The sequence below is a fragment of the Synechococcus sp. H70.2 genome (genome assembly GCF_047462275.1).
Lineage (GTDB): Bacteria > Cyanobacteriota > Cyanobacteriia > Thermostichales > Thermostichaceae > Thermostichus.
The window spans coordinates 150,796-176,689 of the sequence record NZ_JANSIU010000004.1 but is presented as its reverse complement, the minus strand read 5'-3'; the positions used below and the strand labels follow the sequence as shown (position 1 = coordinate 176,689).

Annotated in this window: 22 protein-coding genes and 1 tRNA gene; 4 read left to right on the top strand and 19 right to left on the bottom strand. The window is 60.2% G+C overall.

All coding sequences use genetic code 11. The features are described 5' to 3' along the window. Positions 1-10 precede the first annotated feature (10 nt). The 3 genes from NW822_RS05830 to NW822_RS05820 all read left to right on the top strand — a co-directional run bounded on the left by NW822_RS05830 (position 11) and on the right by NW822_RS05820 (position 3,628). Positions 11-1,120, top strand: a complete 1,110-nt coding sequence (locus tag NW822_RS05830) for a phosphotransacetylase family protein (RefSeq protein ID WP_414403819.1) — start codon at positions 11-13, stop codon at positions 1,118-1,120. A gap of 284 nt (positions 1,121-1,404) precedes the next feature. Beyond that, positions 1,405-1,899: a ribonuclease H family protein gene (locus NW822_RS05825; RefSeq protein WP_414362821.1), complete on the top strand. Its 495-nt coding sequence runs from the start codon at positions 1,405-1,407 to the stop codon at positions 1,897-1,899. 82 nt (positions 1,900-1,981) lie between these two features. Further along, positions 1,982-3,628, top strand: coding sequence for a DUF3352 domain-containing protein (locus NW822_RS05820; RefSeq protein ID WP_414403818.1), 1,647 nt, complete (start codon positions 1,982-1,984; stop codon positions 3,626-3,628). Positions 3,629-3,673: 45 nt separating this feature from the next. Here NW822_RS05820 and NW822_RS05815 read toward each other — a convergent pair whose 3' ends face one another. The 17 genes from NW822_RS05815 to NW822_RS05735 all read right to left on the bottom strand — a co-directional run bounded on the left by NW822_RS05815 (position 3,674) and on the right by NW822_RS05735 (position 23,798). Further along, on the bottom strand, positions 3,674-4,414 hold the full coding sequence (locus tag NW822_RS05815; protein ID WP_414362819.1) for a response regulator: 741 nt from the start codon (positions 4,412-4,414) through the stop codon (positions 3,674-3,676). Between the two features lie 47 nt (positions 4,415-4,461). After that, positions 4,462-5,241, bottom strand: coding sequence for a sensor histidine kinase (locus NW822_RS05810; protein ID WP_414403817.1), 780 nt, complete (start codon positions 5,239-5,241; stop codon positions 4,462-4,464). Positions 5,242-5,313: 72 nt separating this feature from the next. Continuing rightward, positions 5,314-6,822 (bottom strand): sensor histidine kinase, encoded by a 1,509-nt coding sequence (locus tag NW822_RS05805; RefSeq protein WP_414362817.1) that lies wholly within the window; start codon positions 6,820-6,822, stop codon positions 5,314-5,316. 95 nt (positions 6,823-6,917) lie between these two features. Then, on the bottom strand, positions 6,918-7,904 hold the full coding sequence (locus NW822_RS05800) for a pentapeptide repeat-containing protein (protein WP_414362816.1): 987 nt from the start codon (positions 7,902-7,904) through the stop codon (positions 6,918-6,920). 79 nt (positions 7,905-7,983) lie between these two features. Next, on the bottom strand, positions 7,984-9,519 hold the full coding sequence (locus NW822_RS05795; RefSeq protein ID WP_414403816.1) for a hypothetical protein: 1,536 nt from the start codon (positions 9,517-9,519) through the stop codon (positions 7,984-7,986). Positions 9,520-9,803: 284 nt separating this feature from the next. Beyond that, the gene (gene rsgA, locus NW822_RS05790) at positions 9,804-10,925 is read right to left on the bottom strand and encodes a ribosome small subunit-dependent GTPase A (RefSeq protein WP_414403815.1); all 1,122 of its coding nucleotides are present in this window, start codon (positions 10,923-10,925) and stop codon (positions 9,804-9,806) included. Continuing rightward, complete coding sequence (locus tag NW822_RS05785; RefSeq protein WP_414362451.1) at positions 10,922-11,182, bottom strand: sulfurtransferase TusA family protein; 261 nt, start codon at positions 11,180-11,182, stop codon at positions 10,922-10,924. Before NW822_RS05785 ends, rsgA begins: the two co-directional genes overlap by 4 nt. Beyond that, positions 11,182-12,360 (bottom strand): molecular chaperone DnaJ, encoded by a 1,179-nt coding sequence (dnaJ, locus tag NW822_RS05780; protein WP_414362452.1) that lies wholly within the window; start codon positions 12,358-12,360, stop codon positions 11,182-11,184. The genes NW822_RS05785 and dnaJ overlap by 1 nt, the downstream gene beginning before the upstream one ends. Positions 12,361-12,445: 85 nt before the next feature. Beyond that, positions 12,446-14,254 (bottom strand): molecular chaperone DnaK, encoded by a 1,809-nt coding sequence (gene dnaK / locus NW822_RS05775; RefSeq protein WP_414403814.1) that lies wholly within the window; start codon positions 14,252-14,254, stop codon positions 12,446-12,448. 178 nt (positions 14,255-14,432) lie between these two features. Continuing rightward, entirely contained in the window at positions 14,433-15,158 is a 726-nt protein-coding gene (grpE, locus tag NW822_RS05770) for a nucleotide exchange factor GrpE (protein ID WP_414403813.1), read from the bottom strand. 149 nt (positions 15,159-15,307) lie between these two features. Beyond that, complete coding sequence (locus NW822_RS05765) at positions 15,308-16,969, bottom strand: bifunctional metallophosphatase/5'-nucleotidase (protein ID WP_414403812.1); 1,662 nt, start codon at positions 16,967-16,969, stop codon at positions 15,308-15,310. Positions 16,970-17,025: 56 nt separating this feature from the next. Next, entirely contained in the window at positions 17,026-18,246 is a 1,221-nt protein-coding gene (locus tag NW822_RS05760; protein WP_414403811.1) for a DUF445 domain-containing protein, read from the bottom strand. A 62-nt stretch (positions 18,247-18,308) separates the two neighbouring features. Next, positions 18,309-19,241 carry a hypothetical protein gene (locus NW822_RS05755; RefSeq protein WP_414403810.1) on the bottom strand — a complete coding sequence of 311 codons (933 nt, stop codon included), beginning with the start codon at positions 19,239-19,241 and terminating at the stop codon, positions 18,309-18,311. A 136-nt stretch (positions 19,242-19,377) separates the two neighbouring features. After that, complete coding sequence (locus tag NW822_RS05750; protein ID WP_414403809.1) at positions 19,378-19,998, bottom strand: hypothetical protein; 621 nt, start codon at positions 19,996-19,998, stop codon at positions 19,378-19,380. Beyond that, positions 19,995-20,852, bottom strand: a complete 858-nt coding sequence (locus NW822_RS05745) for an S-layer homology domain-containing protein (protein WP_414403808.1) — start codon at positions 20,850-20,852, stop codon at positions 19,995-19,997. The genes NW822_RS05750 and NW822_RS05745 overlap by 4 nt, the downstream gene beginning before the upstream one ends. Positions 20,853-20,978: 126 nt before the next feature. Continuing rightward, a complete protein-coding gene (locus NW822_RS05740) occupies positions 20,979-22,019 on the bottom strand; it encodes an NADP(H)-dependent aldo-keto reductase (RefSeq protein WP_414362459.1) in 1,041 nt (346 codons plus the stop codon). Positions 22,020-22,100: 81 nt separating this feature from the next. After that, on the bottom strand, positions 22,101-23,798 hold the full coding sequence (locus NW822_RS05735; protein WP_414403807.1) for a hypothetical protein: 1,698 nt from the start codon (positions 23,796-23,798) through the stop codon (positions 22,101-22,103). A gap of 473 nt (positions 23,799-24,271) precedes the next feature. Between NW822_RS05735 and NW822_RS05730 the strand changes: the two genes are divergently transcribed. Further along, positions 24,272-25,396: a PP2C family protein-serine/threonine phosphatase gene (locus NW822_RS05730; protein WP_414403806.1), complete on the top strand. Its 1,125-nt coding sequence runs from the start codon at positions 24,272-24,274 to the stop codon at positions 25,394-25,396. An 18-nt stretch (positions 25,397-25,414) separates the two neighbouring features. Here NW822_RS05730 and NW822_RS05725 read toward each other — a convergent pair whose 3' ends face one another. After that, entirely contained in the window at positions 25,415-25,711 is a 297-nt protein-coding gene (locus NW822_RS05725) for a BolA family protein (protein ID WP_414362462.1), read from the bottom strand. Positions 25,712-25,760: 49 nt separating this feature from the next. Further along, positions 25,761-25,834 (bottom strand) — tRNA-Met (locus tag NW822_RS05720). Positions 25,835-25,894 lie beyond the last annotated feature (60 nt).

Sequence of the window (25,894 nt, the reverse complement as noted above, 5' to 3'; positions counted from 1 at the left end):
GGAGCCATCCGTGTCCAAGTTCCTTTTAATTGGTTCTACCGAGCCCTACAGCGGCAAGTCAGCAGCCATCTTGGGTTTGGGCAAGCACCTGCAGCGGCAGGGGGTGAAAGTGACCTACGGCAAGCCAATTGGATCGTGGGCTAGGGAGGATGGCTCCCGGGGAGGGATGGATCCAGATATGCACTTTGTGGCTGAGAGTCTGGGGCTGGCGATAAACCAGATGCCTCCCCTCCTCCTCCAGCTTGACAAGGAGGCTTTGCTGGACCACATCCAGCAGTTTTCAAGGGATCAGCTGGCGCCAACCTGCTCGGTTGCCCCTCTGCTGGAGTTTGCCGCGGAATCGTCTGCGGATTTAATCCTGCTAGAGGGCCCCGCCGATCTCTACGAAGGAGAGCTGTTCGGCCTCTCCTTGGCCAGAATGGCCCAAGCCCTAGGTGCCCCGGTGCTGCTAATCAACCGCTATCATTCCCCCTTCGCTGTTGAGGTCCTCCTTTTTGCCCATCGCCAACTGGGATCCCATCTGGCCGGCGTGCTGCTCAACGATGTGCCGCCCGACCAGATGGAGCCGGCAGAGACCATCGTTCGACCCTTCCTCGAGGCCCAAGGGATCCCGGTCTTGGGCATCTTGCCTTCCCACCGCATTTTGCGCAGCATCAGCGTCGGGGAACTGGCGCGGCAATTGGAGGCGGAGGTGCTCTGCTGCCCGGATCGGATGGACTTAATGGTTGAAAACATTGCCGTAGGAGCAATGAACGTCAACTCCGCCTTGAAGTACTTCCGCAAGCTGGAGCACAAGGCGGTGATCACGGGTGGAGATCGCACCGACATTCAACTGGCTGCCCTAGAAACTTCCACCCTCTGCCTCATCTTGACCGGCAAGCTGCCTTTGGATCCCCGCATTCAGTCTCGAGCAGAAGAGCTGGAAGTACCGATCCTCTCGGTGGATTTGGACACCTTCACCACCATTAACCGCATCGAGCGGGCTTTCGGCCGGATCCGCCTGCATGAAGAGGTCAAAGTCCGCTGTATCCAGGAGCTCATGTCAGCAAACTTTGACTTTTCCCGCCTTTACGCCCATCTGGGCCTGACACCATCCCTCGTGTCGGCAGCGGGCGCATAAAAGCTGAGGCTTCTCTACCCTCCGGATTGCTCGTGTCTTGCACTTTCTCAGATTGCCTGCTATTTGTGGCTCCCCACCCGCTATAGGAGATATCATGCAGGTAATCATCACCTCAACACACCACTCCTCCCCCAGCTTTTCTGGGGGTTTTTATTCGCGCTTTTTGGGCAGACAACTTACAGGTTTATGCTGCGGGTAGCGCGAAAGCATACTTTTCCAGGGCCATCCACACTCAATAGCTGGAGGATAGAATGTAGCTTCTGCTGTCGGTTAGGGATTCCATCATGGCCAAAAGCTCACACCTGGGCAACCGCCAAGTAGCGCGACGGCTGGCGGATTGCCCGCGCAGTGGCATTTTTACCGATGGAGGATGTTCTCCCAACCCTGGACCTGGGGGATGGGCGGTGGTGGTGGTTCAAGATAACCAGATTGTGGAAGAGTTTTGGGGACGGGATCCCGCCAGCACCAACAACCGCATGGAATTGACCGGTCTCATTCGGGCCTTGCAATACTGCCGCGACACCCCGGACAACCGCATGGACACCATCTACAGCGACTCCCATCTCTGTGTGCAGACCTACAACGATTGGATGGAGCGCTGGGCAGCCCAGGGGTGGCGGCGGCGCACCGGGCCGGTGGAAAACTTGGATCTGGTGCAAGAGCTGCATCAACTAAAACAGCAATGCCCTCAGGTGCGGGTGGTCTGGCTCCCGGCTCATCGAGGTCTGCGCTGGAATGAATACGTGGATAAGCTGGTTGCCCGCGCCCGATCCAACTAATTTCCATGGACGGGCCTGGGATCACAGACAGCCTTCGAGTTCATTGCTTATGCTCAAGAGGACGGCTCGTTGCAGGTGTGGTATGCAGGTCCTCCTCCCTCCTCGGTCGCGTCCGCTCTCCCTCACGTTGATGGCAGTGGGGAGCTCTTGGCTTTTGGGCTCCTGCCAGCTTAGGGCACCCCAGGTGCAGTTGCCCGGCGATGTCCTGCCGGAGACGGCGCTGGTGCCCCAGTCAGCACCCTTAGTGCTGGCCTTTTCTACCCAACCAGAAGAGGCGCTGCGCACCCACCCTGACCTTTTGGCTCAGTGGGAGAGCTGGACGGACAAAGCTTGGGCTAGCGCCGGCCAGGAGTTCTCCCGCGAGGAAATCCAGGCCTGGGCCAGGGATCAATTCACGCTGGCGGTGGTGATCCCCAATCTAGTGCCGGGGGCTGCGGAGCCGGTGCCCGGGATCCTGTTTGGAGCTAGCACCCGCAACGCCGATCTGTCCAGGCAATTCCTGGCCCAAGTGCGGCAACAGGCAGAGGCGGAGGGGGCCAACTTCGAGCAGCGCCAGGAGCAAGGGGTAACTCTCCACGTGCAAACCAATGGAGAGCCGGGCGAACGGTGGGTGACGGCCGAGTTTGGCAACCGCTTCGTGGCCCTGGCCAACGACCCCAAGGTGATGGAGCAGGCGATTGCTGTCTATCGCGGCGAGACGGAGTCCATTAGCCGCGCCGAAGGCTTCCGCACTGCCGTGGGCGATCTCTACCAGAAGCCGGGCACCTTGGCTTTTGCCTACTTCAACTTCCAGGCCTTGCAGGAGGATCCCGAGTCTTTCCGAGATTGGACGCGGGACTGGGATCCGGTGGAGCTGGGATCCCTGCAGCCGCTGCGCTCTTTGGCTATGGCTGCCCACTGGCGGGAGCAGGGCCTGCAAATGCGCCTACTCACCCAACTGGATCCCCAAACTCCCCTGCTGCGCAGGTGGCAGCTGGCCCGGGGCGAGCTGATCCAGCGGTTGCCCGGCAATGCCCTGCTGGTAGTCACCACCCAGCAGGTTGCCCAACGCTGGCAAGCGGCTGTGGCGGAGCTGGAAAAGGATCCCCAGGCCAAAGAGTTCCTGGAGGAGTTGCGGTCTGAGTTCCGCGCCAACACCCGCCTGGATTTGGATCGAGACCTAATGGCTTGGCTGGACGGGGAGATGGCCTTGTTGGTAGCGCCCGATGAGCAGGCCCATCCCCTTTTGCAAGGGATGGGGGCGGCTTTGATCATCGAGAGCAGCCAAAAAGACAAGGCCAACGCGGCTCTGGCCCAGTTGGATCGGCTGGCCCAAGAGTCGGGCGCCCAGGTAACAGAAGCCGGCGGCCAGGTGAGCTGGGCGGATCCCTTGTTTAACCGTCCGCTTCTAACCCGTGCCTGGGAAGGCAACTACCTGATGGTTACCACCAGCACGGCGGCGCTGCAAAGCCTTGCCCAACGCCAGGGCCATCTGCTTCCTCAAACCGAGCCGCTGAAAACCCTCTACAACCAGTTGCCCAAGCCCAACTACGGCTACTTTTTGCTGAATTGGCGAGGCCTCCGCACGGTTCTAGAAGCCGCCTTGCCGGGTGGGCTGGCCAGCGTAGAGCCAGAAGCCCGCGAGCTGCTGACCCGCATCGATGGGGTGGGGATCACCAGCTACCCCGCCGGGGAGCACGCCTTTGGGCTGGAGCTGCTGGTTACCGTTCCGCCCAAGCCACAGCCGTAAGCTCCTTCTCCCCTCTCCCAAAGGGAGAGGGGCCAGGGGTGAGGGCTACAACCGGATCAGGCCGTAGGTGAGGGCGTAGCGCACCAGCTCGGTGCGGCTGCTGGTGCCCGTTTTGTTGAGGAGGCGGGTGACGTATTTTTCCACGTTGCGCACGCTGGTTTGCAGTTGTTTGGCAATCTCTTTGTTCATCAGCCCCTCCGCCACCTTCTCCAACACCTGCTGTTCCCGCGGCGTCAGCTCCACCTTGATGGGTGGAGGCAAGGGGTTGGGGGCAGCGGGCTGGGGGGGAGGGGCAGCAGCAAGGGTGCGCTCCGACAGCAGGGCGCGAATCGAGGCCAGCTCGCGGGCAACCACCTCCGAAGGGCTGGCCGCGCGGGAGCGCTCAATGAGATTGGAGACGATGGCCACCAGCTCCTCCGGATCGAAGGGCTTGGGCAAATAGGCATCGACGCCGGCCCGGTAGCCCTGGATGCGGTCGGCGGTCATCCCTTTGGCGGTGAGGAACACCACCGGCAGATGGCTGTAGGGCTCGAGTTTTCGCAATTGGGCCAAAAATTGGTAGCCGTCCATGCCCGGCATCATGATGTCGGAGATAATTAGCTGGGGCTGGGCCGTGCTGAGCAGTTGCAGGGCCTGCTGGGCATTGGCAGCCGGGATCACCTCAAAGCCACTCTCCTCAAGGTAGGCTTGCACTGCTTCCCGTAGGCCTGGCTCATCATCGACTAGCAGAATGCGGGCCACTGGCCTAGCAGCAGTTTCGGGTTTGGTGTTGGCGGAAGAGGCCATAGGGCAGCTCCTAGGTAGCTTGCAAAACTTTGGTTGGGAGGCAAGTCCTACTGGACCGTAGGCAAGCTAAGGCGGAAGCAGGAGCCCTGGGGGGAGCTTTCCACCTGGAGATTCCCTCCCATTTGGGCGGCCAAGTTGCGGCTGATGGCCAGCCCCAGCCCCTGCCCCGGCTTGGAGAGATCGGCACGAAAAAACGGATCGAAGATCCGCTCCAGGTTCTCGGGGTGGATGCCAGGGCCGTTGTCGCAGACAGCAATCCACACCTCCTGCCGAGGGGAGCCGCTTGCATTTTTCGCTGCCTCTGCAGGGCTAAGCTCCACCCTAAGCTGGATGTTGCCGGGGGGAGGGGTATATTTACAAGCGTTGTCAATTAAGTTGTCCAACACCTGGCGGAGGGCACGGGGATCTGTCTGAACCTGGGGCAGCCAGGAGGGCAGAATGGCCTGGAAGCGATGCCCCTGGGTTTCTGCGAGGGCTTGGTAGAGGGGGATCCACTCCTGGAGCAGCTCGCCCAGGGCAAGGGGCCGGAGTTGCAGGGGGGCTGGAGCTCCATCCAAGCGCTCGAACTCGCCCAGTAGCTCTTGCAGGCGCTTACACTCTTTCTCGATACTGAGCCCAATCCAGTGGTTGCGATCTTCAGGGGGCAGGCGCTTTTGCAGCAGCTTGGCCAGCATGTTCAAGGTCGCGATTGGGTTGCGCATCTGGTGGATGAGGGTGGAAAGCTGCTGGGCAGGCAGCGTGACCCTCTCCCCCGGCCTGGCAGCCCTGGCCCCACAGACAGGCTCGGGCTCTGGGTGGGGTTCGGCAACTTTTTTCCCTCTCGGCATGGATCCCCTCTCTTGACTCTCCTGGGGCACCTCAATGATCCTAGCCCTATCTCCTTGGAGCTGGGATCCAAACTAGAGCTGGCGGGGTAAGTAGATATTGAGGATTTCCCCTTGGCGAGCCCGATGGCGCACAGTTAGGTAGCCCCCCAAGGCTCGGAACAGGGTTTGGGCTACTGGCAGGCTAAGGCTAATGGCGCCTGTATCTGGCTGCACCACCAGCAACTGGCCAATTGCTTGAGGGGACTTGAGTTCCGAGCTGGGGCTGTCGCTCCCCTCTGGGGTGTTCACCTGAAACTGCAGCTTAACCAGCTCGCCAGCGCTAAGCAATTGGGCGCGGATGTGGCTGCCGGCAGGGGTGCTCCGGGCCAGGCGGTCGACAATGCCAAATAGCACGGCCTCCAGGGCTTTGGGATCGCTAACTACATCGGGTAGCTCATCAGGGATCTCCAGCTCCAGGCGGGATCCCCGTCGCTCTACCTGGTCTTGCCAGCGGGGTAGGTTTTGCCGCACTAGATCCACCAGGGCAATTGGCTCCAGGTGCAACCGCCGTCCCTCGCCCGGAGGGGCAGTGGGCATGACGGTTTCTGTGGCCTGGAAAAACAGTCCAAAACGGTTGATCTGCTCGGTGCACTCGCGGTCAATCTTCTCCACGTATTCCCGCACCCGTGGTGGCAGGTCGCGCTGCTTTAGGATGAGGCTGACCAAGGTGCGAATGGTACAGAGGGGCGTCTGGATCTCGTGGATGAGGGCCCGCAAGAGCTCTGCCTCTGAAAGGCTACCCGCTTGCTCTGGCTCGGCTTGGGGGGTGGAGGAGGGGCCGCGGGCAGGGGACTCGAGCCGTGGCGAGGCAGCGGAAGAGGAAGACGCAGGGGTTGGCCTCTTGGCCGTGGCTGGTGGCGGAGAAGGCCTAGGGGCAGGCTCCTTTTCTGCCCTAGCGGGGGGCAGGCAGGCAGGCGGGGATCCCGTCTCAGCTAGGGAACCCAGTAGGAGGAAGCTGCTAAAGCGGGCCAGCACCCGCCCATGGGGCTTTCTCAGGGGATAGTGGATAGCTAGATCCCTCCAAGCAGCTAGCCGATCGGGCCTGCCCTGGTGCACTCGCTCTTCCAGGTTCTGCCAGGCCCGCTGCACCACCTCCGGCTCAAAAGAGAGCATCATTCCCCTTTGCCGGGTGTGGGGATGGTACCCCTGGGCAACTATCACGGCAAAAACAGGAGTGAGCAGCAGTAGAAATAGCTCCTCCGCCAGCGGGTCGGGGCGCAGCAGGGGGATCACTGTCTGGCCGGGGGCTAGGATGGACTCAGGCGACAAATCCGGAGTAAACAGCCAGGGCGCCTCCCGCGCCGGCTGGCGGGGGCGGTACTGCACGGCGTCCACAGGCGGCGGATCCCCGCTTACCCAGGGAGGCCACCAGGGTACCGGCCCGCCAATAACCACGCCAAATTGACCCACCTCCTGCCACAGCCGCAGCAGCGCAGCCACTGCCTGCTGCCAAGCGCGCTCCCCCGCCCCCGGCAACCATTCTGGCAAAGGCAGCTCGGCCCAAAGGGCATCCAGCAGGGACAGAAATCGGCGGCTCTTCACGGCTCCCTCTGCTTCCACCCTCCCCCTGTAGAGTAGCGGTTGCAGTGCTCCTCAGACAGCGGAAAACCTCACCTTTTACGGGGTGGATCCCCGCCTCAGCCAGTTCGCCCATCGGGAAGCGTAGCTCCCCGCAAATTGGCCCCGCTGAGGTTGGCTGTGCTTAGATCGGCGCGGGTGAGGATGGCGTTGCTGAGATCGGCATTTTCTAGGCTGGTGCGGCCCAAGTAGGCGTCCACAAGGTTAGCAGACCGCAGATCAGCTCCAGCTAGATTGGCCCGACTCAGGTCCGTCCGCGCCAGTTTGGCGGAGTACAGACAGGCGGCGGAAAGATCGGCCCCTGTCAGGTTTGCCTCGCTGAGGTTGGCCTCTGCCAAGTTGGCCTGGCTAAGCAGCGCCTCCTTTAAATTGGCCTTTCCCATCTGCGCCCCCTGCAAGTCTGCACCTAGACAGCGAGCCTCCCTCAGGTCGGCATTGCTGAGGATGACTCCCTGCAAGCAGGCTTGCTGCAGGCTGGCTCCTTGCAACCGCGCCCCAACTAGACTGGCCTCTTTGAGGTTGGCCCTGCTGAGATTGGCCCGGGTTAAATCTGCGCCCGATAGGTTGGCTCCCCTGAGATCAGCGCGGCTAAGATTGGCGCTGCGCAACACGGCTCCTCGGCGGCTTTCAAAACGGAGATTGGCCCCCCGCAGACAAGCCCCCTCCAGGTTAGCACTGGTTAAGTCGGCCCAGCGGAGATCTGCATCGATGAGGTTGGCGTCAATCAATAGGGCCAGCGTCAAGTTGGCTCTGTGCAAGTCCGCCCCCTGCAGAGTGGCACCGTGCAGTTGAGCATCCCTGAGATCCGCCTCGCTCAAGTCCGCCTGGTTGAGATTGGCTCCACTGAGGTTGGCTCTCACTAAGTTGGCCTTAGTCAGCTTGGCCCGCCCCAAGTAGGCAAAGAGGAAGGTGGCACCCTGGAGGTTAGCCTGGGAGAGGTCTATCCCAATCAAGTCGGCTCGGCTGAGGTCAAGGGCAGCCAGGTTCTCGCCTACGAAGGAAGTGCGCCCCGCCCGGTATAGCCGGAGCAGATCTTTGGCATCCATGGCAAGGTTATCCGCTCCTAGAGCCCATTTTAATGAGGTCCGGCTCTGGCTCTTGGCGTTGGCGGGGAAAACTTGGCCTTCAAACCAGACCAAACAGGCGGCGCTCCGCCTCTTCCAGGCGAGCTAGAAAGGCGGCGAACTTGCTGGAGATCTCCTCGACTTCCTGCAAAAAGGCGCGCAAGGTCTGGTACTTGAGAATTAAGGCTTCTTCTGGAGGACGGCTCTGGAACTGTTCGTCCAACGCTTGGCCCAGCTCGTCCAGGGCATTTTCAATGGCGGTTTTGATCGCGCCAATGCTGTGCCGCACCAAGCGCATCACTTCCTGCTCCAACTGGGGCTTTTGCCGCGCCAGCTCGCTGGTGGCCAGCACCTGCCGCAGAGCAGCATGGGGATCCCCCCCCACCTGAAGCGGCATCTTGGCTGTCTCCCCTGGCTGTCCCCCCTGGCCAGCGGGCCGCAGCAAACTCCACTCCGATTGCTCCAGCTTACTCAGGATCCCTTGGAAAAGGGCGGCGGATCCCTCTACCTCCTTGAGAAAGCCGCGCAGCACCTGGTGTTTGAGGTTCAAGTAGTGGGCTGGATTCCCGTCCTGTAGGCTTTCGTCTAAAGCATTGCCCAAGTCGCTCAGGGTGTTCTCAAGAGTAACCATCAGGGCTTCGGCGCTGCGCTGCAGCAGTTGGCGGCAGAGCTCTGGGAGCTCTTGGACCGCGATGGCAGGAGGGCCAGGTAGGGAAACAGGAGCAACCTCAGGCTCGCCCTCCTCGCATTCCGGAATTTCTGGCTCTAACCAGGTGATGCGACTGGCCTCCACCCCACCAGCGGCACTTTCCCCATCTAGCCAGTCGAGATTGGCGTTGGAGGTTTCGGCAGCCAGTCCCCCACCCGCCCCGGCCTCTGGAAGCACGTAGGTATAGAGGGGCTGCAGTATCTGCAGCACAGCGTTGGCTGCTTGGGCATCTTGCTCAGGCTCCTGGAGCTGCTGCACTGCCTGTTGCAGCCGCCCTTCCAGCTCCTGAGGGGAGCTGCAGGCGTCATAGAGGGCCTTGAGCAATTCGTCAAGGCTGTAGCGCCTCAGGGCTGCCAACCCTTGCACTGTGGGCTCCAGCTTGTGGTGCAAAGCCGTGAACAGAACCAGCTTGGCCCGCAAAGGACTGGTCTGCTGCATCACCCAAGCCCGCACTTCAAAGGGATCGTAGGCTTGCTTGCGCAGTTGCAGGCCGCTGTAGCCCAGCGGTAGGCCAAGCGGAGGAGCTACCCCAGGGGAAGGAGCCCTGGCTGAGGAGGGAAAGGGGTTGCGGGGATCCCTTTGAGATGACTGGGAGGACTGGTAGAGGGGCTGGAGCTTGCTCAGCAGGAGTTTGGCAACGCGGGCATATTCGGCCTTCTTGTTAAGGCGACTGATGGCTTCGCGAAAACGCCGGCCTAAGTCCTCAAGGGTGGCACTCTCCCGGCAAAGCTGCTCCAACAGAGCCCTTAGCTCCTCCTCACTTAGCTTGCCAGCGTCGTTTGCCCAAGTGCGGGTGTAAGTAAAGTAAACCAGCTTTTTTACCCGGTCTGCGTACCCGCCCTGCAGCATTTCCTGCACGACAGGGCCAAGGGGATCCAAGAAAACCATAAGAGCTGCCCAGGGGGAGTTTTAAGCCTTGGGGTTGGCGACAGCTATTTCTGGCGGAGCATGGCATAGGAGGTCCTACCATCATAAACTACCCCTCTAAACTCAAGGACTCCGTCCCGCTGGCGCAAGCAAGGCCTAGGCAAAAGCCTCTAAGGTCGCATCTAGCTTGGCAGCTTGCAAGGCAGACACCTTGAGCTTGCAGGAGATAGTTGGGTCATGCCAAGCGCAGTCTATATATACGGTGGGGTATCCCGCGCCCAGAGGTAGCAAGCAGCAGCAATCCACTAGGGCCAAGAACCGGACGGCGGCTGCCAATCCTCCTGCCAGTCAAGTTCCTGACGGCTCTGCTTACGGGAGGGAGGGTGGTGCCTTTCCCCGCTTCGCTTAGGCTCTGGACGAGCGGGGGCAAAGTTTGCCGCTTGCGCTTCCTGGAGTTCGTGTAAAAGCTGCAGGTAGAATGCGCGTCGCTCCCAATCTAGCCCCCGCAGCCCACAGCCCGGTTCCCGATCGTGCAGGCAATCGCGAAACTGACAGGTGCCCAGCCGCTCCCTCACTTCCGGAAAGCAGCGTATTAGTTGCTGAGGCGAAACCGGTGGGATCTCTTCGCCAGCATTGAACCCTGGAGAGTCGGCAATCCAACCGCCCTCTGGCAAGGGAAACAGCTCCACATGGCGGGTGGTGTGCCGCCCCTGGCGCAACTTCTCCGACACAGCTTGGGTAGCCAACTGAACAGTCGGCAGCAGTTGGTTGAGCAAGCTGGATTTGCCCACCCCCGAGGGACCGACTACCACTGAAATTTGATCCCGACAACGGTGGTAGAGCTCAGGGAGCCCGGCCCCAGTAAGGGCGCTGACCACCACAGGCTCATACCCCCACCGCTGCAAACGCTGCTGCCACTCCTCGGCTACCGCCGCTTCGACACAGTCACTCTTGTTGAACACCACCTGAACCCGCAGATGGCTGGCTTCTGCTTGTACCAGTAAGCGACTGAGCGCCTCGGGCTCAGGCTCTGGATCCACCAGAGCTACCACCACCAAGACCTGGGTCACGTTGGCAATCGCCGGCCGAGACAGCTGAGTGCGTCGCGGCAAAATGGCCTCAATGGCCCCCCGCTCCGGCCAGAGAGAGTCGGCAACTGGCGGCAAGCTAACCTCCACCCAGTCGCCCACCATCACCTGCTGCCCCAATTTTTTGAGCTTGGCCCGTGCTGTGCAGAGAAGCTCTGCCGGAGTGGGCTTCTGAGCCGGGAAATGCGCCTTGAACTCGGGAAACAGGGCAGCCAGCTCGGGATCAATGCGCACGCGATAAAAGTTGGCCTGGGCCGCTCGCACCCAGCCACTACAGGTGGATCCCTGCCTCTCCCTTTGGACAGCTTGTTGCAATCCGTTCTGGTGCAGGTGGCTCATGCCAGGTCCCCGCGGCGTACCCAGAGGATGTAGTGCCCCTCAGGCGCCGCTTGTTGCCCTTCAATGGAATGCCCAGCCATCGCCAGACTCTTGGGCACTTGCTCCAAGGGCTCCCCTGCATCCAACCACAGCTCTAGCAGCTCCCCTGGCGCCATGCGTTCTAGGCGTAACTTGGCCCGCACGTAGTTGAGCGGGCAGGGGATCCCCCGCTGATCCAAAACCAACTTCACCTCTTGGGGGGGAACTGTCTCTGCCATCATTCTTCCTCCCGCTCCCGGTGGCCAGGCATTTGGGCCAGCCCGCGCAACAGTCCGCTCAAGAAGCCATCCCGCTTGTTGGTGCGTTCCCCCTGCAGCTCAGCCAAGCGCAGGAGCAGCTCCCGCTCTTCTGGACTGAGGCGGGTGGGAATCTCCACCACCAGCGTAATTTTGTGGTCACCCCGCACTGCTGGGTTGCCAAGACGCGGCACTCCCTTGCCCTCCAAAGTTAGCACCGTGCCCGGCTGGGATCCAGGCGGGATAATGAGCTCCGCTTCTTCCTCTAGGCCAGCTTTTGAGTCTACCGTAGGCACTGAGACTTTGGCTCCCAGGATGGCCTGCAGATAGCTCACCCGCACCTCCGAGAAAATGGTGAGGCCATCCCGCTGGAAGTCGGGGTCCGGCTCGACAAACAGGTAGACGTAGAGATCCCCAGGCGGACCGCCCCGCCGGCCCGCATCTCCTTCACCCGCAACCCGCAGCCGGGTGCCGCTGTCCACGCCAGCGGGGATGTTGATGCGCAGCTTCTTGGTGGTCTGGACCAGCCCCTCCCCATGGCAGTGGTGGCAGGGCTCCTCCAGCACTTGGCCGGTACCTCCACAAGTAGGACAGGTTGAAACCTGGGTAAAATTGCCAAAGGGCGTGCGGGTGGCCCGCCGCACCTGGCCAATGCCACCACAGGTGGGACAGGCTTTCATACCCATGCCCGGTTTAGCGCCGCTGCCCCCGCAGACAGGACAGGTCTCCAGGTGGCTGATGCGAATTTGCTTTTCGCCCCCAAAGATGGCCTCGAGAAACTCCAACTTTAGGTCAAAGCGCAGATCGTCCCCCCGTACGGGCCCTTGGCGGCTACGGGTATAGCCGACTCCCCCTCCAGCAAAATTGGTGAAAAAGCTCTCAAACAGGTCAGCAAAACTGCTAATGCCACCAAAATCCTGGAACCCACTGGCTGCTGCTCCGCTTAGCCCTGCTTCGCCATAGCGATCGTAGCGGGCTCTTAGCTCGTCATCGGAGAGCACCTCATAGGCACGGTTGATCTCTTTGAAGCGATCCTCAGCCCCAGGCTCCTTGTTGACATCAGGGTGGTACTTGCGAGCTAGCCGGCGATAGGCGCGCTTGATCTCCTCCTTGGAGCAACCACGGCTAACCCCCAAGATTTCGTAGTAGTCGCGGGCCATAGAAACGCTTCAGAAAACTAGGCTGGAAACACAGCTGGCCAGAGATCTGACTGCAACTTTACTTCAGGCTAATCTGTCAAGTGGCTTAGCAAGGACCGTAAATCTCGCTCCCCATCTCTAGGAGAGCTGCCCTTAGCTCTTCCATTGCCTTCTGCAAAGTCGCTAAGTCTACGTTATCATTTGCCAGCAATGCCCTCAACGTGCCCGCCGCCTGGGCCCCCCGCTGAAGGCGGCTCTCGCTCAGGCGACTGCCGTGCTCCTGCAGCGTCTTCTCGTAGTTGTAGAGCAAGCTATCTGACTGGTTGCGGGCTTCCACCAACTGGCGCCGGCGGCGATCTTCTTCGGCATAGAGTTCGGCCTCCTGGCGCATCCGCTCAATCTCACTCTTGCTGAGGCCGCCGTGGTTGGTGATCTTGATGCTTTGCTCGATCCCGGTTCTCTTCTCGCGGGCCGAGACCTTGAGGATACCGTTGGCGTCGATATCAAACGAGACTTCAATCTGCGGCACCCCGCGGGGAGCTGGTGGGATCCCAGTCAGCTGGAAACGGCCCAGGGTCTTGTTGTCCTTGGCCATGGCCCGCTCCCCCTGCAGGACGTGAATTTCCACTACCGTCTGGCCGTCGGTAGCAGTGGAGAAGATCTGGGTTTTGCTAGTGGGAATGGTGGTGTTGCGCTCAATGATGCGGGTGAACACTCCCCCCAGGGTTTCCACGCCAATGGAGAGGGGAATCACGTCCAGCAGCAGCAAGTCTTTGACCTCTCCGCCCAATACTCCCGCCTGGATGGCAGCGCCAAGGGCCACTGCCTCGTCCGGGTTGACGGAGCGATCGGGATTTTTGTTGAAGATTTGCCGAATTTTCTCCTGGACAGCCGGGATCCGCGTGGATCCCCCTACCAACAGCACGCGGTCGATGTCTTCGGGGGAGAGGCCGGCATCCTGCAGGGCCTGGAAAGTAGGCTCTACGGTGGCCTCTACCAGATCCCGCACCAACTCCTCAAACTTGGCGCGGGTCAGCTCCACTTCCAGGTGTTTGGGCCCGGAGTCGTCGGCGGTGATAAAGGGCAGGTTGATGAGGGTAACCTGGGTGCTGGAGAGCTCGATTTTGGCCTTCTCGGCTGCCTCCCGCATCCGCTGCAAGGCCATGCGATCCCGAGAAAGGTCGATCCCTTCCTTCTCGAGAAACTGGCGGATGAGCCAATCCACAATTCGCTGGTCAAAGTCATCCCCGCCCAAGTGGTTGTTGCCAGCAGTTGCTTTTACCTCGAACACGCCGCCGCCCACCTGCAACACAGAGACATCAAAGGTGCCCCCGCCCAAGTCGAAAACTAGAATGCGCAGATCCTGATCTTGCTTGTCTAGCCCGTAGGCTAAAGCCGCTGCTGTCGGCTCGTTGATGATGCGCAGCACCTCCAGCCCTGCAATAGTGCCGGCGTCTTTGGTAGCCTGGCGCTGAGCATCAGTAAAGTAAGCGGGAACAGTAATCACGGCCTGGGTCACCGGCTCCCCCAGATAGGCTTCTGCGTCGGCCTTGAGCTTTTGCAGGATCATGGCGGAGATCTCCTGGGGCGTGTAAGCGCGATCCTGCACAACCACCTCCACCATGTTGTCCCGGCCGGGAATGACCTTGTAGGGAACTCGCTTCCGCTCTTCCTCGGTTTCGGCAAAGGTACGGCCAATGAAGCGCTTGATGCTGAAGATAGTGTTTTCCGCGTTGGTAACCGCCTGGCGCTTGGCCAGTTGGCCCACTAAGCGGACGTTGTTCTTGGCAAAGCCGACGATGCTGGGGGTGGTACGACCTCCTTCGGCGTTGGTGATCACAATGGGCTTGCCGCCTTCCAAAACCGCCACGCAACTGTTGGTGGTTCCCAGGTCAATTCCAATAACTTTACCCATGGCCCCCTCTTCCCGTGTGGCAAATCCCAACCCAGGATGGATTCCCGGGATCTCCTAAGAGCATTCTGCCCAGCATCCTGCAGAAACCTTCCGGTAGCGCTCTCACCTCCCTAGCTTTACTGTAGCCTTGGGAAGGCGGGTAGACCCTACTTGTCTAGGGTTCCAGAAAGCAGCTTTGCTACGAATTGGGGGCAGTTTTACCTTCAGCCTCGGGCTGGGCGTCGGCCCTCTCGTCTGGGGGGGAGGGCTCAGGGCTGGGACTACCCGCAGAGACGGCTACTAGGGCATGGCGAATCACCACATCTCCCAGCTTGTAGCCTGGCTGATACTCGGCCACTACCACATCTTCGGGGTACTCACTGCTGGGTTGGCGGGCTATGGCCTCGTGCAGGCTGGGATCGAAGGGCTGGCCCACTGACTTCATGCGGGATACACCCATTTTTTTCAAAGATTCCACCAGCAGGCGATAGACACTCTGGTAGCTGTTGTGCAGTTCCCGCTCGCGATCAGTCTCGATCCTTAGCTGCTGCTGGGCCCGCTCAAAGCTATCTACAACAGGCAGGATCTCCAGCACAAATCTCCGCCGTTCTCTTTGGCTGAGCTCCTCCTGTTCTCGCTGAGTACGCTTCCGGTAGTTTTCAAAGTCAGCATAAAGGCGAATGTAGGAGTCTTCTTTCTCCTTCAGTTTCTGGCGCGTTATTTCCAACTCCTGTTGGAGCTGCTTTAGAGTTTCGTTGAGATCCGGAGAAGCCTCAGCACTAGTCTCGCCAGCGGGGGTGCCGACTTCTGCTTCACGGTCTTCCAAAATAAGCTTCTCCAGCTCTGCTTCCACGTTGAGCTCTTCTTCCTGGAGCTCAGGGTGGGTATCTTCTGGAGGCATGGGTTGCTTTTCTTCAGCAGTCATAAGTTGGTCAACAAGAGGACAAGCACTTAGCAGTGGCATTACGTTCCCAGTTTGGCACCTCAAAACTACCGCTGCAGCTAGCCAAACTAGGCTCTGTGCTGATCGTATTCTACCGGTTGCCCTGCCGGCCAGTTGGGACCCTAGTTGCTTTAGCCCACCAGCAGCCTCTCCTGAGACCGGTCCAAGCTCTGGGGAAAGTAGATCTCAGCCAAGTTGGGGATAAGGTGCCAGTTGTAGTTGTAGATGGGCCGGAGGGGGGAATGGGTGCGGATGTGGTGAGCAAGAAAATCGCGGATGCTCTCTGCAGAGATCCAGAGCATTTGGGCTTCCTGGAACATGCTGTAGCCACCGCCACCACCAGCGCGGTAGTGGTTGATTACCAGGCGAAAGGTTTGATCCGGTTGCACCGGCTGGCCGCGAAATTGCAAACTAACCAGGCGATCGCCCACTGGGCGGGTGAGATCAAAGCAATAGTTGATACCGTGATAGAGGTCGAAGGTGTAGCCTCGGGCTTCGGGGGCCACGACGGCGGCAGGATCCTCTGGCAGATGGTTGGGATCCAACTGGCGAAAATACCCAGCCGTCTGCTCGAGGGCCCGCCGCAGGATGTCGCCAGTGATCTCCACAAGGCAGAGGGTGTTGTCGTAAACGGTGAGGCTATAGGCATCTTGCAGGAAGATGGGGCCTGCCGCTAACCCAGCATTGCTGCAGATATTGACTAGGGAGAGCTCCGCCGAAAGGCCGGCCTCCCGTACTGCCTGCAGTTGCGCCTGATGCAGTAGCTCCGCCAAAGGGTTGGCCCCCAAGCGGGCTGCCAGCCCCCCGCGATAGGCACAACGGGCGTGGCCGATGGGCTGGCGGATGTAGCGCAAGGTAGCTTGGTGATAGGGTTCTGTGAGGGCCAAGAGTTGCGGATCGGGAGGGATCCCTTCCGCAGCCAGCAACTGGGCGGTTTTGCGGATCACTTGCCAGCGTCCGCCGTGGCGCTCCAGCTCCAAAGACACGTGGGAAAGGTAGCTACCCCAGTAGCCGGGCTGCACCACCAGGGCTTTGGCCCCTCCCAAGCCGGCAATGGTTTGGTGGGTATGGCCGGAGAGAATGACGTCAATGCCCTCGAGTTCCGCCAAGGCCAGCAGCTCGTTTTCCCCCACCAAGCTCTTGTTGCTGACCCAGCCGGAGCGATCTAGGCTAAGCCAGCCCTCAGGGGTACGCAGAGGGGGCAATTGGCTGGGGCCGCTGTGCAAAATCAGCACTAGCACATCCACCTGGGGCCGCAGCAGGGCCAGATAGTGCTGGGCAGTTTCCAGCAGGGGGGCAAAGCGCAGCCCTGCGATATAGTCAGGACGCTCCCAGGTGTCGATGCGGGGAGTGGTCAGCCCCACCAGGCCGACGCGGAGCCCGGCCACCTCCCGGATGAGGTAGGGCTGGAAGAGAGGATCCCCGTTGTGGCGAAGGATATTAGCGCAGAGGGTGGGACAGCGGAGGTCGCTTGCAAAATCCTGCAGGACCTGGAGCCCGAAGTTAAAGTCGTGGTTGCCGGGGGTGAAGGCGTCATAGCCCAGGGCGTTGAGGGCGCAAGCCATGGGGTGGGGGGAAACCCGCTCCACCTGAGCATAGTAGGTGCCCAGCGGGGATCCCTGAATGGTGTCGCCGCTGTCGATAAGCAAAACCGGATCTTCGCTGGCAGCCCGCACACGCTTGATCAGAGTGGCCAGCTTGGCCAGGCCGTGCTCGGCAGGGATCCCGGTAAAGTAGTTCCAAGGGTGCAGGTTGGCGTGGAGATCGGAAGTGTGGAGAATTGTTAACCGCATTCCACTATCCTAACCGAAGCGAAAACTCCCATCCAAGCTCCTGGTTTGGGAAGCTGCTACCTCAGCAAAAACAGCACCTGCACACAGCCCACCAAAAAGCCCAGCAGCCCCCCCAAGTTAACGATGGCCTGCAGCTCTTGGCGCACAATCTGCCGGATGGCCTGCTCCAGCTCAGCGGGGGAGGTGGCGTTGACTTTATCGGCAATGACCTGATCCAAGTTCAACACGGGGATCACCTGCATCATGAGAGATTCTAAGTCGCGCTCTAGGTAGCGCTCCAGGATCAAGGCAAGATCGGCACTGATCTGGTCGATGGAGGCCATAACAGCCTTGGAACTGCGCAGCCGACCCAACACTAAGCTGGCCACCTTTTCCCAATCAATACTCTCTCCCAAACTGCGAATGGCCTCGGCTCCCTGGGAGCGCAGGTAGTCTTGGATCCCGTCGCGCAGGGTGCGGCGCAACTGCCGTACGGCAGAAAGGGGTAGGTTCTGCAGCGAGAGGTTCTGCAGAATCTCCGTTAAGCGGCGGGAGGCGTTGAGGTCCTTGAGCAGATCTGCCAAGAGGGCCTCTGCGCCTTCCGGATCCTCCAGGCAATAGGTACGCAGACGCAGCAGGGCGTTTTTGAGGCCAAATAAGTTAGCCACCACCCAGTAGGAGCCAGTGGCCCGTTCGCGAAATTCTTCATCCAAAGCTTCGATGTTGCGATCGGTGAGAAAGTCCACCAGGTTTTGCCGCAGCACCTTGGGGGGCAGCACCTGCTTTAGGATCCACTCCGAGAGCTGCCGGGCCTGCTCAGCGTTAAGGCGCAGCTCTAGAAGCACCTGGTCGAACAGTTGGTTAATTGGCCCCTCCAAGAAGGTCTCCTGGCGGGCGAGCACCTTCACCAGGCGGGGCAGCGACTCGTTAAACAAATCCGCTAAGATGCGGGCCAGCACCTGCGCCGTTTGCTGCTGGTGTTGGGGATCCTGCAGTCGATCCAAAGCCACCCCCAGTAGCCAGCGGATCCCTGCCTGCATGCGCTCGGTTTGTAGGAGCTTGCGAGCCAGGTTGTGCAGCTCCTCCGGCGTGAGCAGGGATCCCATGATGGTTTTGGCGATTTGCCTGGCCAGGCGGGGCTGGTTCTGCGGGATTAGGCCGGGGGTAAAGGGGATGCGCCAGCCGAAAACCCGGTAGGGGCGGTAGGGCCGGAACAGCATCTTGATAGCAATGTCGTTGGTGAAGTAGCCAATCACCAACCCGGCCAAGGGGGGCACGAGGTAGGTCCAGAAGGCCATGGGGCAAACTAGGGGGCTCTTCTCTACTCTACCGACCCGCTCCTGCCCGCTTTTTGTCAAGGCTACTGGATGATCAGGCTCTCGGCGAGTTCCAGCTCCACCAGGGTATTGGGCTGCAGCGTCACCACTCGGTCGATGTTGGTAGTGCTGGCGGCTGCTCCCACGAGGCTGCCGGCCAAGATGGGCAAAAAGCCCCATCCCCCCGTGAGCACTCCCAAGGCTAAGCCGCCCGCCGCCCCATAGCCTGCCCCCCGAGCGACGGTAGTACCCATATCAGCGCTGCGATCCAGCCCAACCTGGAGGGGTGCAGATTGGCCTCTAATGAGATAGGTGGAAGAGCCGATGGTCAGGCGGTTGGCCACAAAGCGGCTGCCGACAACCCGCTCTTGGGGATCGGCGCTCTCCGACTCCCGACCAGAAAGCTTCAGTTCTTGGTAAACCGGCTCAAAGGTGCCCCACACCACGCTCCCCGCCGGGATCACCACCTGGCCAAAGCGATCCAGCACCGGCTCGGAGACCTCCAGACTGGTGCTGATGGCCTGGTAAGGCTGAAAAGTAATGGGGCGGTAAACCGTGAGGGGAATACGGGTGCCCGCCGGCAGCTCGCCCCGCGCAGCCCCGGCCAGGTTCCCCCCTGGACTGAGGTCGGGCCGCCGTTGATAGGAATAGGCCTCGCCTGGCGTAGCCTGTCCACCTGGGGCCGCTTGAACGGGCACCACCGGGATCGGAGCCACAGCCGGAGCCGTGGGATCCAGCGGCATTTGCGGCACCTGAGGCACTGGTGGCAGGGGATCGGGGGTAGCAGAGCTGGGGGAAGATGGAGCGCTCAGCAGCGGCAGGGTGGGAACGGGATTCGGCTGAGGAGCTTGGGGAGTAAACTCAAACTGCTGGGCAGCAACTGCAGCCGCCGCCGCAGCCCACCCCACCCCACTCACCAGCCACCTAAAGCCAACCCTTTGCCACAATGGCAAAAACGGCTGCAACCCTGAGCTCATGGATCCCATCCAGTCGCAACTGGCAGTAGCTTAACATCCTAACCAGCCTGTTCCCCACTAGATTTAGTAGAGGTTAAGGGGAAGGCAGCTCTTAGAACACTATTGAGGCCTGTTGAAGGCCTGGCTTGAGTTTTCCCTAAGGGCTAGGAGAAGGCTCTCCGCCAGCCTGGGGACTCGGCGTGGGTGTGGGTTCTGGAGTAGGGGTAGGTGTGGGCGTCGGGGTCAGCTGGGTGACCCGCACCTGGAAAGACCACTGCTGGAGGGCGGTGTTGCCGCTGGGATCGGCAATTTGGACGGCAATCAAGGTTGGTCGATCAGTGGGCAGCGGCTCGGCGGGGGTATAGGTAAAGCCAGTGCGGCTGAGCTGGGCTTGGGCGGTAACGTCGACGTTGTTCACCAGCAGGGTAAAGCTATTGAGGTCGATCCCCTGGTCATCTTGAAAGCGAGCGGAGATGGATGGGCGCGGGTTGTCGGTCACCGCTCCGTTGGGTGGAGCCAGATCGCTGATGGTGGGGAAGGTGGTGTCGGTCACCTGCCCAATGGTGATGGTTTTGTCCGGCAATTGGACTAGGGTCACCAGCCCATCCCGCTCCAGACGGGCAAATACCGGCGCTTCTAGAGCCCGGTCTTGGCTGCGGAAGGTGTAGCTGCCCTCGTATTGGCCGGGGCGGGTTTCCTGCAGGGGCAGGTTGTAGGCAATGCCGGGAATGGAGAAAGACGCCTGCGCCCCCGGGGATCCCAGCAAATACACCGTCAAGGTATCTCCCGGCTTGACGGATCCCAGCTCTCCTCGCGGGCAAAGAAAGTCCTCACTTCCGGCGCGGCAGGCAGCGTTTCCACCAGCGGCTCAACGGGCATGTCCGGCGTAGCCAGGGGCTCAGGGGTGGGGGTAACCTGGGCGAGGAGTTCGGTGGGGATCCCTGGTCTGGGAATGGCAGCTCCCACCGGTGGGTCTAGGCTGGGCACCCGGCCCACCTTGGCCAGCGCTTGGTAGGTAAGAGCCGCCACTTCCCCCCGCGTGGCCACCGCCTGGGCATTCAAGCGGGTGGGATCAGGGTAGAGCACCAACAGCCCTTCTTGAAGTGCTGTCGCGATGGGGGCGCGGGCAAAGTTAGGCACCCGATCGCCATCCGCAAACCCCGCGAGGATGGCCTCAATTTGACCGGGATCCTCGAGGAGCTTACCGTTGGTGGCAGCGCGGGTCAAGACAGTGATGGCCTGGGCACGGGTGAGGACCTCGTTGGGACGGAAGGTGCCGTCGGGAAAGCCGGAAACCAACCCTGCTGCTGCCGCCGCGCCGATGGAGGGAGCTGCCCAGCTGGGAATGGGATCAGCAAAAGGACGCACGGGAACGTTGGTGTCTAGCCCAAAAGCTTTGGTAACGATGACAGCAAACTGGGCGCGGGTAATCGACTCATTGGGGCGAAAGGTGCCATCTGGAAACCCGCTGATGATCTGCCGCTCATTGAGCCCGGCGATGTACTGGGCGCCCCAGTAGGTGCTGATATCAGAAAGTTGCGCCCAAGTGGGATCCCCCATCCAAACCAAGCTGCTGCAGCCTACCACCAGAGCTGCCGTCTTCCAACCCTGCCAAAGGAAAAGGTCGCGCATTGTTCACACCTCACGATCTGCCAAAAGAGGTCATGGGACGTCTGTGGGTCCAAGAAGAGGGACCAACTCAGACAGAGTGGCCCCAGACGCAGAAAGTTCTCCTTGGCGGGCCGTTTTGTTGCCTGCCTAGGGCGCAGGATTGGGGTAGCGCTGGTGCACCGCCTCAATCTCCGCCAGGATCTCAGGCGACAGCTCCACCTCCAGGCAACTGAGGTTTTCCTTGAGCTGAGCCAGGTTGGTGGCCCCAATGATGGTGCTGGTAACAAACCAGCGGCTGCGCACAAAGGCCAAAGCCAACTGGGCAGGAGTCAGGCCGTGCTGGCGGGCAATGCGTACGTAGGCAGCTACCGCCTCTTCCACGTTCGGCTTGCGGTAGCGCTGGCCAAAGCTCTCAAACAGGGTCAAACGGGATCCCGGCGGCTTGGCGCCCCCCAGGTATTTGCCCGTCAGCAGCCCAAAGGCCAGGGGGCTGTAGGCCAGCAAGGCCAGCTGCTCGTGGCGGCAGACCTCTGCCAGGCCCATCTCAAACGTGCGGTTGAGGAGGTTGTAGGCATTTTGAATCGAAACCACCTTGGGCAGGCCCAACTGCTCGGCCACGTGGCAGAACTCGCAGACCCCCCAGGGGGTTTCGTTGCTCAGGCCGATGTAGCGCACCAGGCCCTCCTGCACCAGTTCCGCCAAGCCCTGCAGTTGCTCGGCAATGGGAACGGTGGGCCGCTCCTGGCTGGGATCATAGGCCACCCCCCCAAACAGGGGCACATAGCGATCCGGCCAGTGGATTTGGTAGAGGTCGATGTAGTCGGTCTTCAGGCGTTTGAGGCTACCAGCCACTGCCTGCTTAAGATTGTTGCGGCTAATCGAGAGAGACCCGCCGCGGATCCAGTGCCAGGGTCGCCCCGGGCCAGTGATCTTGGTAGCGATGATGAGGCGCTCCCGCGGCTGGTGCCGTAGCCACTCGCCAATGTAGCGTTCTGTGGCTCCCTGGGTTTCCGCCCGCGCCGGCACCGGGTACATCTCGGCGGTATCGATGAAGTTGATCCCGTGCTCCACCGCGTAATCGAGCTGTTCCCAAGCCTCAGTCTGGGTATTCTGCTCACCAAACGTCATGGTGCCAAGGCAGATCTCCGAAACCTGCAGAGGGCTGTGGCCAAGCTGGCGGTAGCGCATGGGAACTTGCCGTCTCCAACCCTAAACAGCACACCAGTCCCCATTGTGCCCAAAACTTGCCAGCCCCTGGGATCCCTGCCCCTACTCTTGCTGCAGCACAGGCATGTACTCGCGGTAGATCTGGTTTAGGATTTCCAGGCCAATGCGGGTGCGACTGTCGGGGGGAAGGGCCTCGATGGCTGCCCTTACTTGCAAGATGGTCCCCACTGGGTAGGGAGAACGCAGCTCCTCCCGCTTGCCCAAAAACACATCCGTGAAGTAGTCAATCAGCCGCTTGACTTCTCCCATGTCCTTGCGGGAAATGTCCATATCCAAAACGGTGGTCAATTTGGCCCGCATCGCCTGGAAGCTTTGCTGACTGGTGTTGAGGGCCACCCGCTTGGCTAGGCTATCCACCAGAATTTGGCTGATCTTCTCCACATTTTGAGTTACAATCTCGCGGTGGCGGGCAGCAAAGCGCAGTTGCACTTCATGCAAAAATTGTTCTCGCTCCAGGATTTGGATGCCCTGCTGCTCCAGATCCACTCCGTAGCTTTGCAACTGCTTGTACTGGTTTAAAACCCACTGGTTGTAGAACGAATCGGCCAAAACTCGCCAATAGCCAATGAGTGTTGCCTCAGCAAAGGGGATGCTAAGCAAATAGGCCTCGCTGGTGATCCGGTGCAAATGCTCGGTTAGCTTGTCCCGCTCTTTCTCGTCCAAGTAGGAGGTGCGCGGCACCCAAGCTGCCCCGTACTCGCTTTTCACCTCCACAGGGAGGGAGATCAAGAGAGTGTCGAAAAATTGGTGGAGGCTGAAAAGGAGAAACTTATTTGGATCCTGCAGGCGGTTGAGGAGCTCTTGTTTTTTCTCTTCTTGGTATTGGGCTACCAGTTGCTGGGCCTCGGCGGCCTGGCTGCGCGCTGCCTCCACCTCTTGCCGCAGCTTTTCGATCGCTTCTGTGCTCGGCACCTCGGTAGCAGCAAGCTCCCCCTCTCCGCTGAAATAACTGCCGCCCGGCCCTGGACCACCGAGGCTTGCCAGCGGTTCGTCGCTGTCGTTATCCAGCGTCAGTAGGCGAGAAAGAGCCTGCAAGCGAGCTCGCCGATCGGAGGAGCCCAGGGATCCCACCTCCACCGGATCCCGACTTTCCCAACCGTCCAGTCCACCGATGCGATAGAGCGTGTAAAAATACTTGCTGAGCAGAATTGCCAACAGATGCTTGTTTTTGACCTCGTTGTACTCCAGGTAGGCCCGCAGACACAGTTGGAAAGCGATGTTGGGCAGGCTGCGACACACCCTCATAATCTGGGAGTATACTCTTTGCAAGTGGGGCCGAAAGCGGCGCGGGATCGCCTCGGGTCGCAGGCCACGCAGCAAAAACTCCGGCTGGCGCAGATCTTGAGGGGTAAAGTAAAAGCTTTCTTGCCAAAGCAGCTCGTCCAGGTCGCGGGCAAAAATCGGCTTCAGCTGATCGATGATCTGCACAACGACCGCTTCGTTAAAAACCGGTATGATTTCTTCAATACGCAGCTCCTCGTAAATAGAATGCAGCCGCTTGCTGCGAAAGTCCTCGATCGAGATCAGCCCCTTCATGGTTCCAATCCGACCGTCGCTCCTCAGAAACTTGTACACAATCTCGGCCGTGGCGCTGGGAGAGAGGACGGGGGTTCCTGTCAGGTCGGGGGAAATTTGCAAAGGTCGCAGCAGGCGGCTGGTTTCGCTAAGGCTGAAGCAGCTCCAGGAAGCGGGGTTAAGCACCACTGAGGAGAGGCTGCCCAGCAATTGCTTCTCATCCAAGTCCTCCAGCCGGATTTCTCCCCTGGGAGCTTGGCAGGGTGCCGTGGGTGAAGCCGCCTGCGAATCCCGAACGGACGGAGGAGATACAGGTAGGGGGGATGCACTCATGCAGCAAAGGGCGTTTAACCTCGAAGGTCACTCTAGACCGGCAAAGGATGGGTAAGATGTGATCTGTGTCTCTATGTCCAACGGAAGTCTCTAAAGCAGAGTCTGCCCAAAAACCTCGCGCTGTGATCTATTGCTACCAGTATCTGGGAACGGTCAGCTTTTGGGTAGCGTGCAACCACGGTTTTGGGGCTCCACCGATCGATACGCAACTTTAGCTCTGGTGGACGAGGTTGCTGAGTCTTTCCCCCCTCTTGCGGAGCCAGTTTTTCTGCCCAATCCCTAAGCTACGACAGAAGGTCTGCCTACCGGTACGGGAGTTGCGGTTTGATGCGTTCTGAATTCGGGTTGATTCAGGATTAGGGTGCATGACGGCCATTTTGATTGTCGACGACGATCCCACCATTCGGCTGGTGTTGAAGCGATCCCTGGAGCGGCAGGGCTACACCGTCGAGATGGCCAGCGGTGGCTTGGAAGGGCTGGAGAAAGCTCATCTCCTAACCCCGGGGCTGATTATCTGTGACTGGATGATGCCGGATATGGATGGGCTGGAAGTCTGCCGGCGCATCAAGGCGGATCCCAAGTTTTCCACCACCTTCTTTATTTTGCTCACTGCGCGCACCGAAGTCGAAGACCGCATCCAGGGCCTAGATGCCGGGGCAGACGAGTTTCTCAGCAAGCCCATCGATCCCAATGAATTGCGGGCGCGGGTGCGGGCTGGGCTGCGCTTGCACCAGCTCAGCTATGACCTGCAGCAGCAAACTGCCCGACTGCGGGCGGAGTTGGCCGAAGCAGCCAGCTATGTGCGTTCGCTTTTGCCCAAGCCGGCCGACTTCTCACCTCACCAAATAGCGATTGAGTGGTGCTTTTTGCCCTCCCAGGAGTTGGGGGGCGATTCGTTTAACTACCACTGGCTGGACGAGGATCACCTAGCTATTTACCTTCTGGATGTGTCAGGGCACGGGGTGGGCTCCGCCCTCTTGTCCGTGTCGGTGATGAACCAGTTGCGTTCCCACAGCCTGCCCGACACCGACCTGCGGCAGCCAGATGCGGTGTTGCGCGCCCTCAACCAATCCTTCCAAATGGGATCCCACCATGACATGTACTTCACCCTCTGGTATGGGGTTTACCGGCCGCGATCTCGCTTGCTTTCTTTTGCCAGCGCTGGCCACCCCCCCGCTCTGTTGGTTGCTCAATCAGATCCCATCCCCTTAGAGCTGAAAACACCCAATTTGCCCATTGGCATTTTGCCCGATCAGGACTTTGCTAGGGACGAAGTGCGGATCCCGGCCAACAGTTGTCTGTACGTGTTCAGCGACGGGGTTTACGAAGTGTCCAGCTCGGAAGGGATCTGGGGAATGGAGAACTGGAAGTCGTTCCTAGGCGCCCATGCCTGCATTGGCCTCGATCGCGTTCTGCAACACATCCAATCTTTCCGCGGCAGGGCTGATTTTGAAGATGATTTTTCCCTGCTCCGTATCAGCTTTGGCTAGGGGCTACCGCAAGCCGGCTCAAGATGAAGGGGATTGGGATGACCAAAGAGCTAAGCTGGGATCTCCTCCGCGAAGCTGCTCCCACTGAGCGGGGGTAAAAGTGCGCAGGGACAAAGCGTGGAGGCGGCCGTCCTGCAGGTAGGTTTTTAGAGCCTCATTCACCAGTTGGTGCTGTTTGAGGAGGGGGAGGCCCTGGAATTGCTCGGCCACGACAATGGCCTGAAAATGGTTGCCATCGCCCACCGTATCTTCTACCCGCACCTGTGCACCAGGCAGGGCAGCTTGTATCAAGGCCTCAATTTCCCGCGGATCCATGTGCTGTCTTCCCGCCTTCGGCTTATCAGTTGCTTACCTTGGGTTCCTATAGCGGGGACTGGATTTGAACCAGTGACCTTCGGGTTATGAGCCCGACGAGCTACCAGGCTGCTCTACCCCGCGTCGTTCTTTTACTCTAGCCTGTTTCTTCCAAGGTCGGCAAGTCCCTCGTTAACAGCAGAA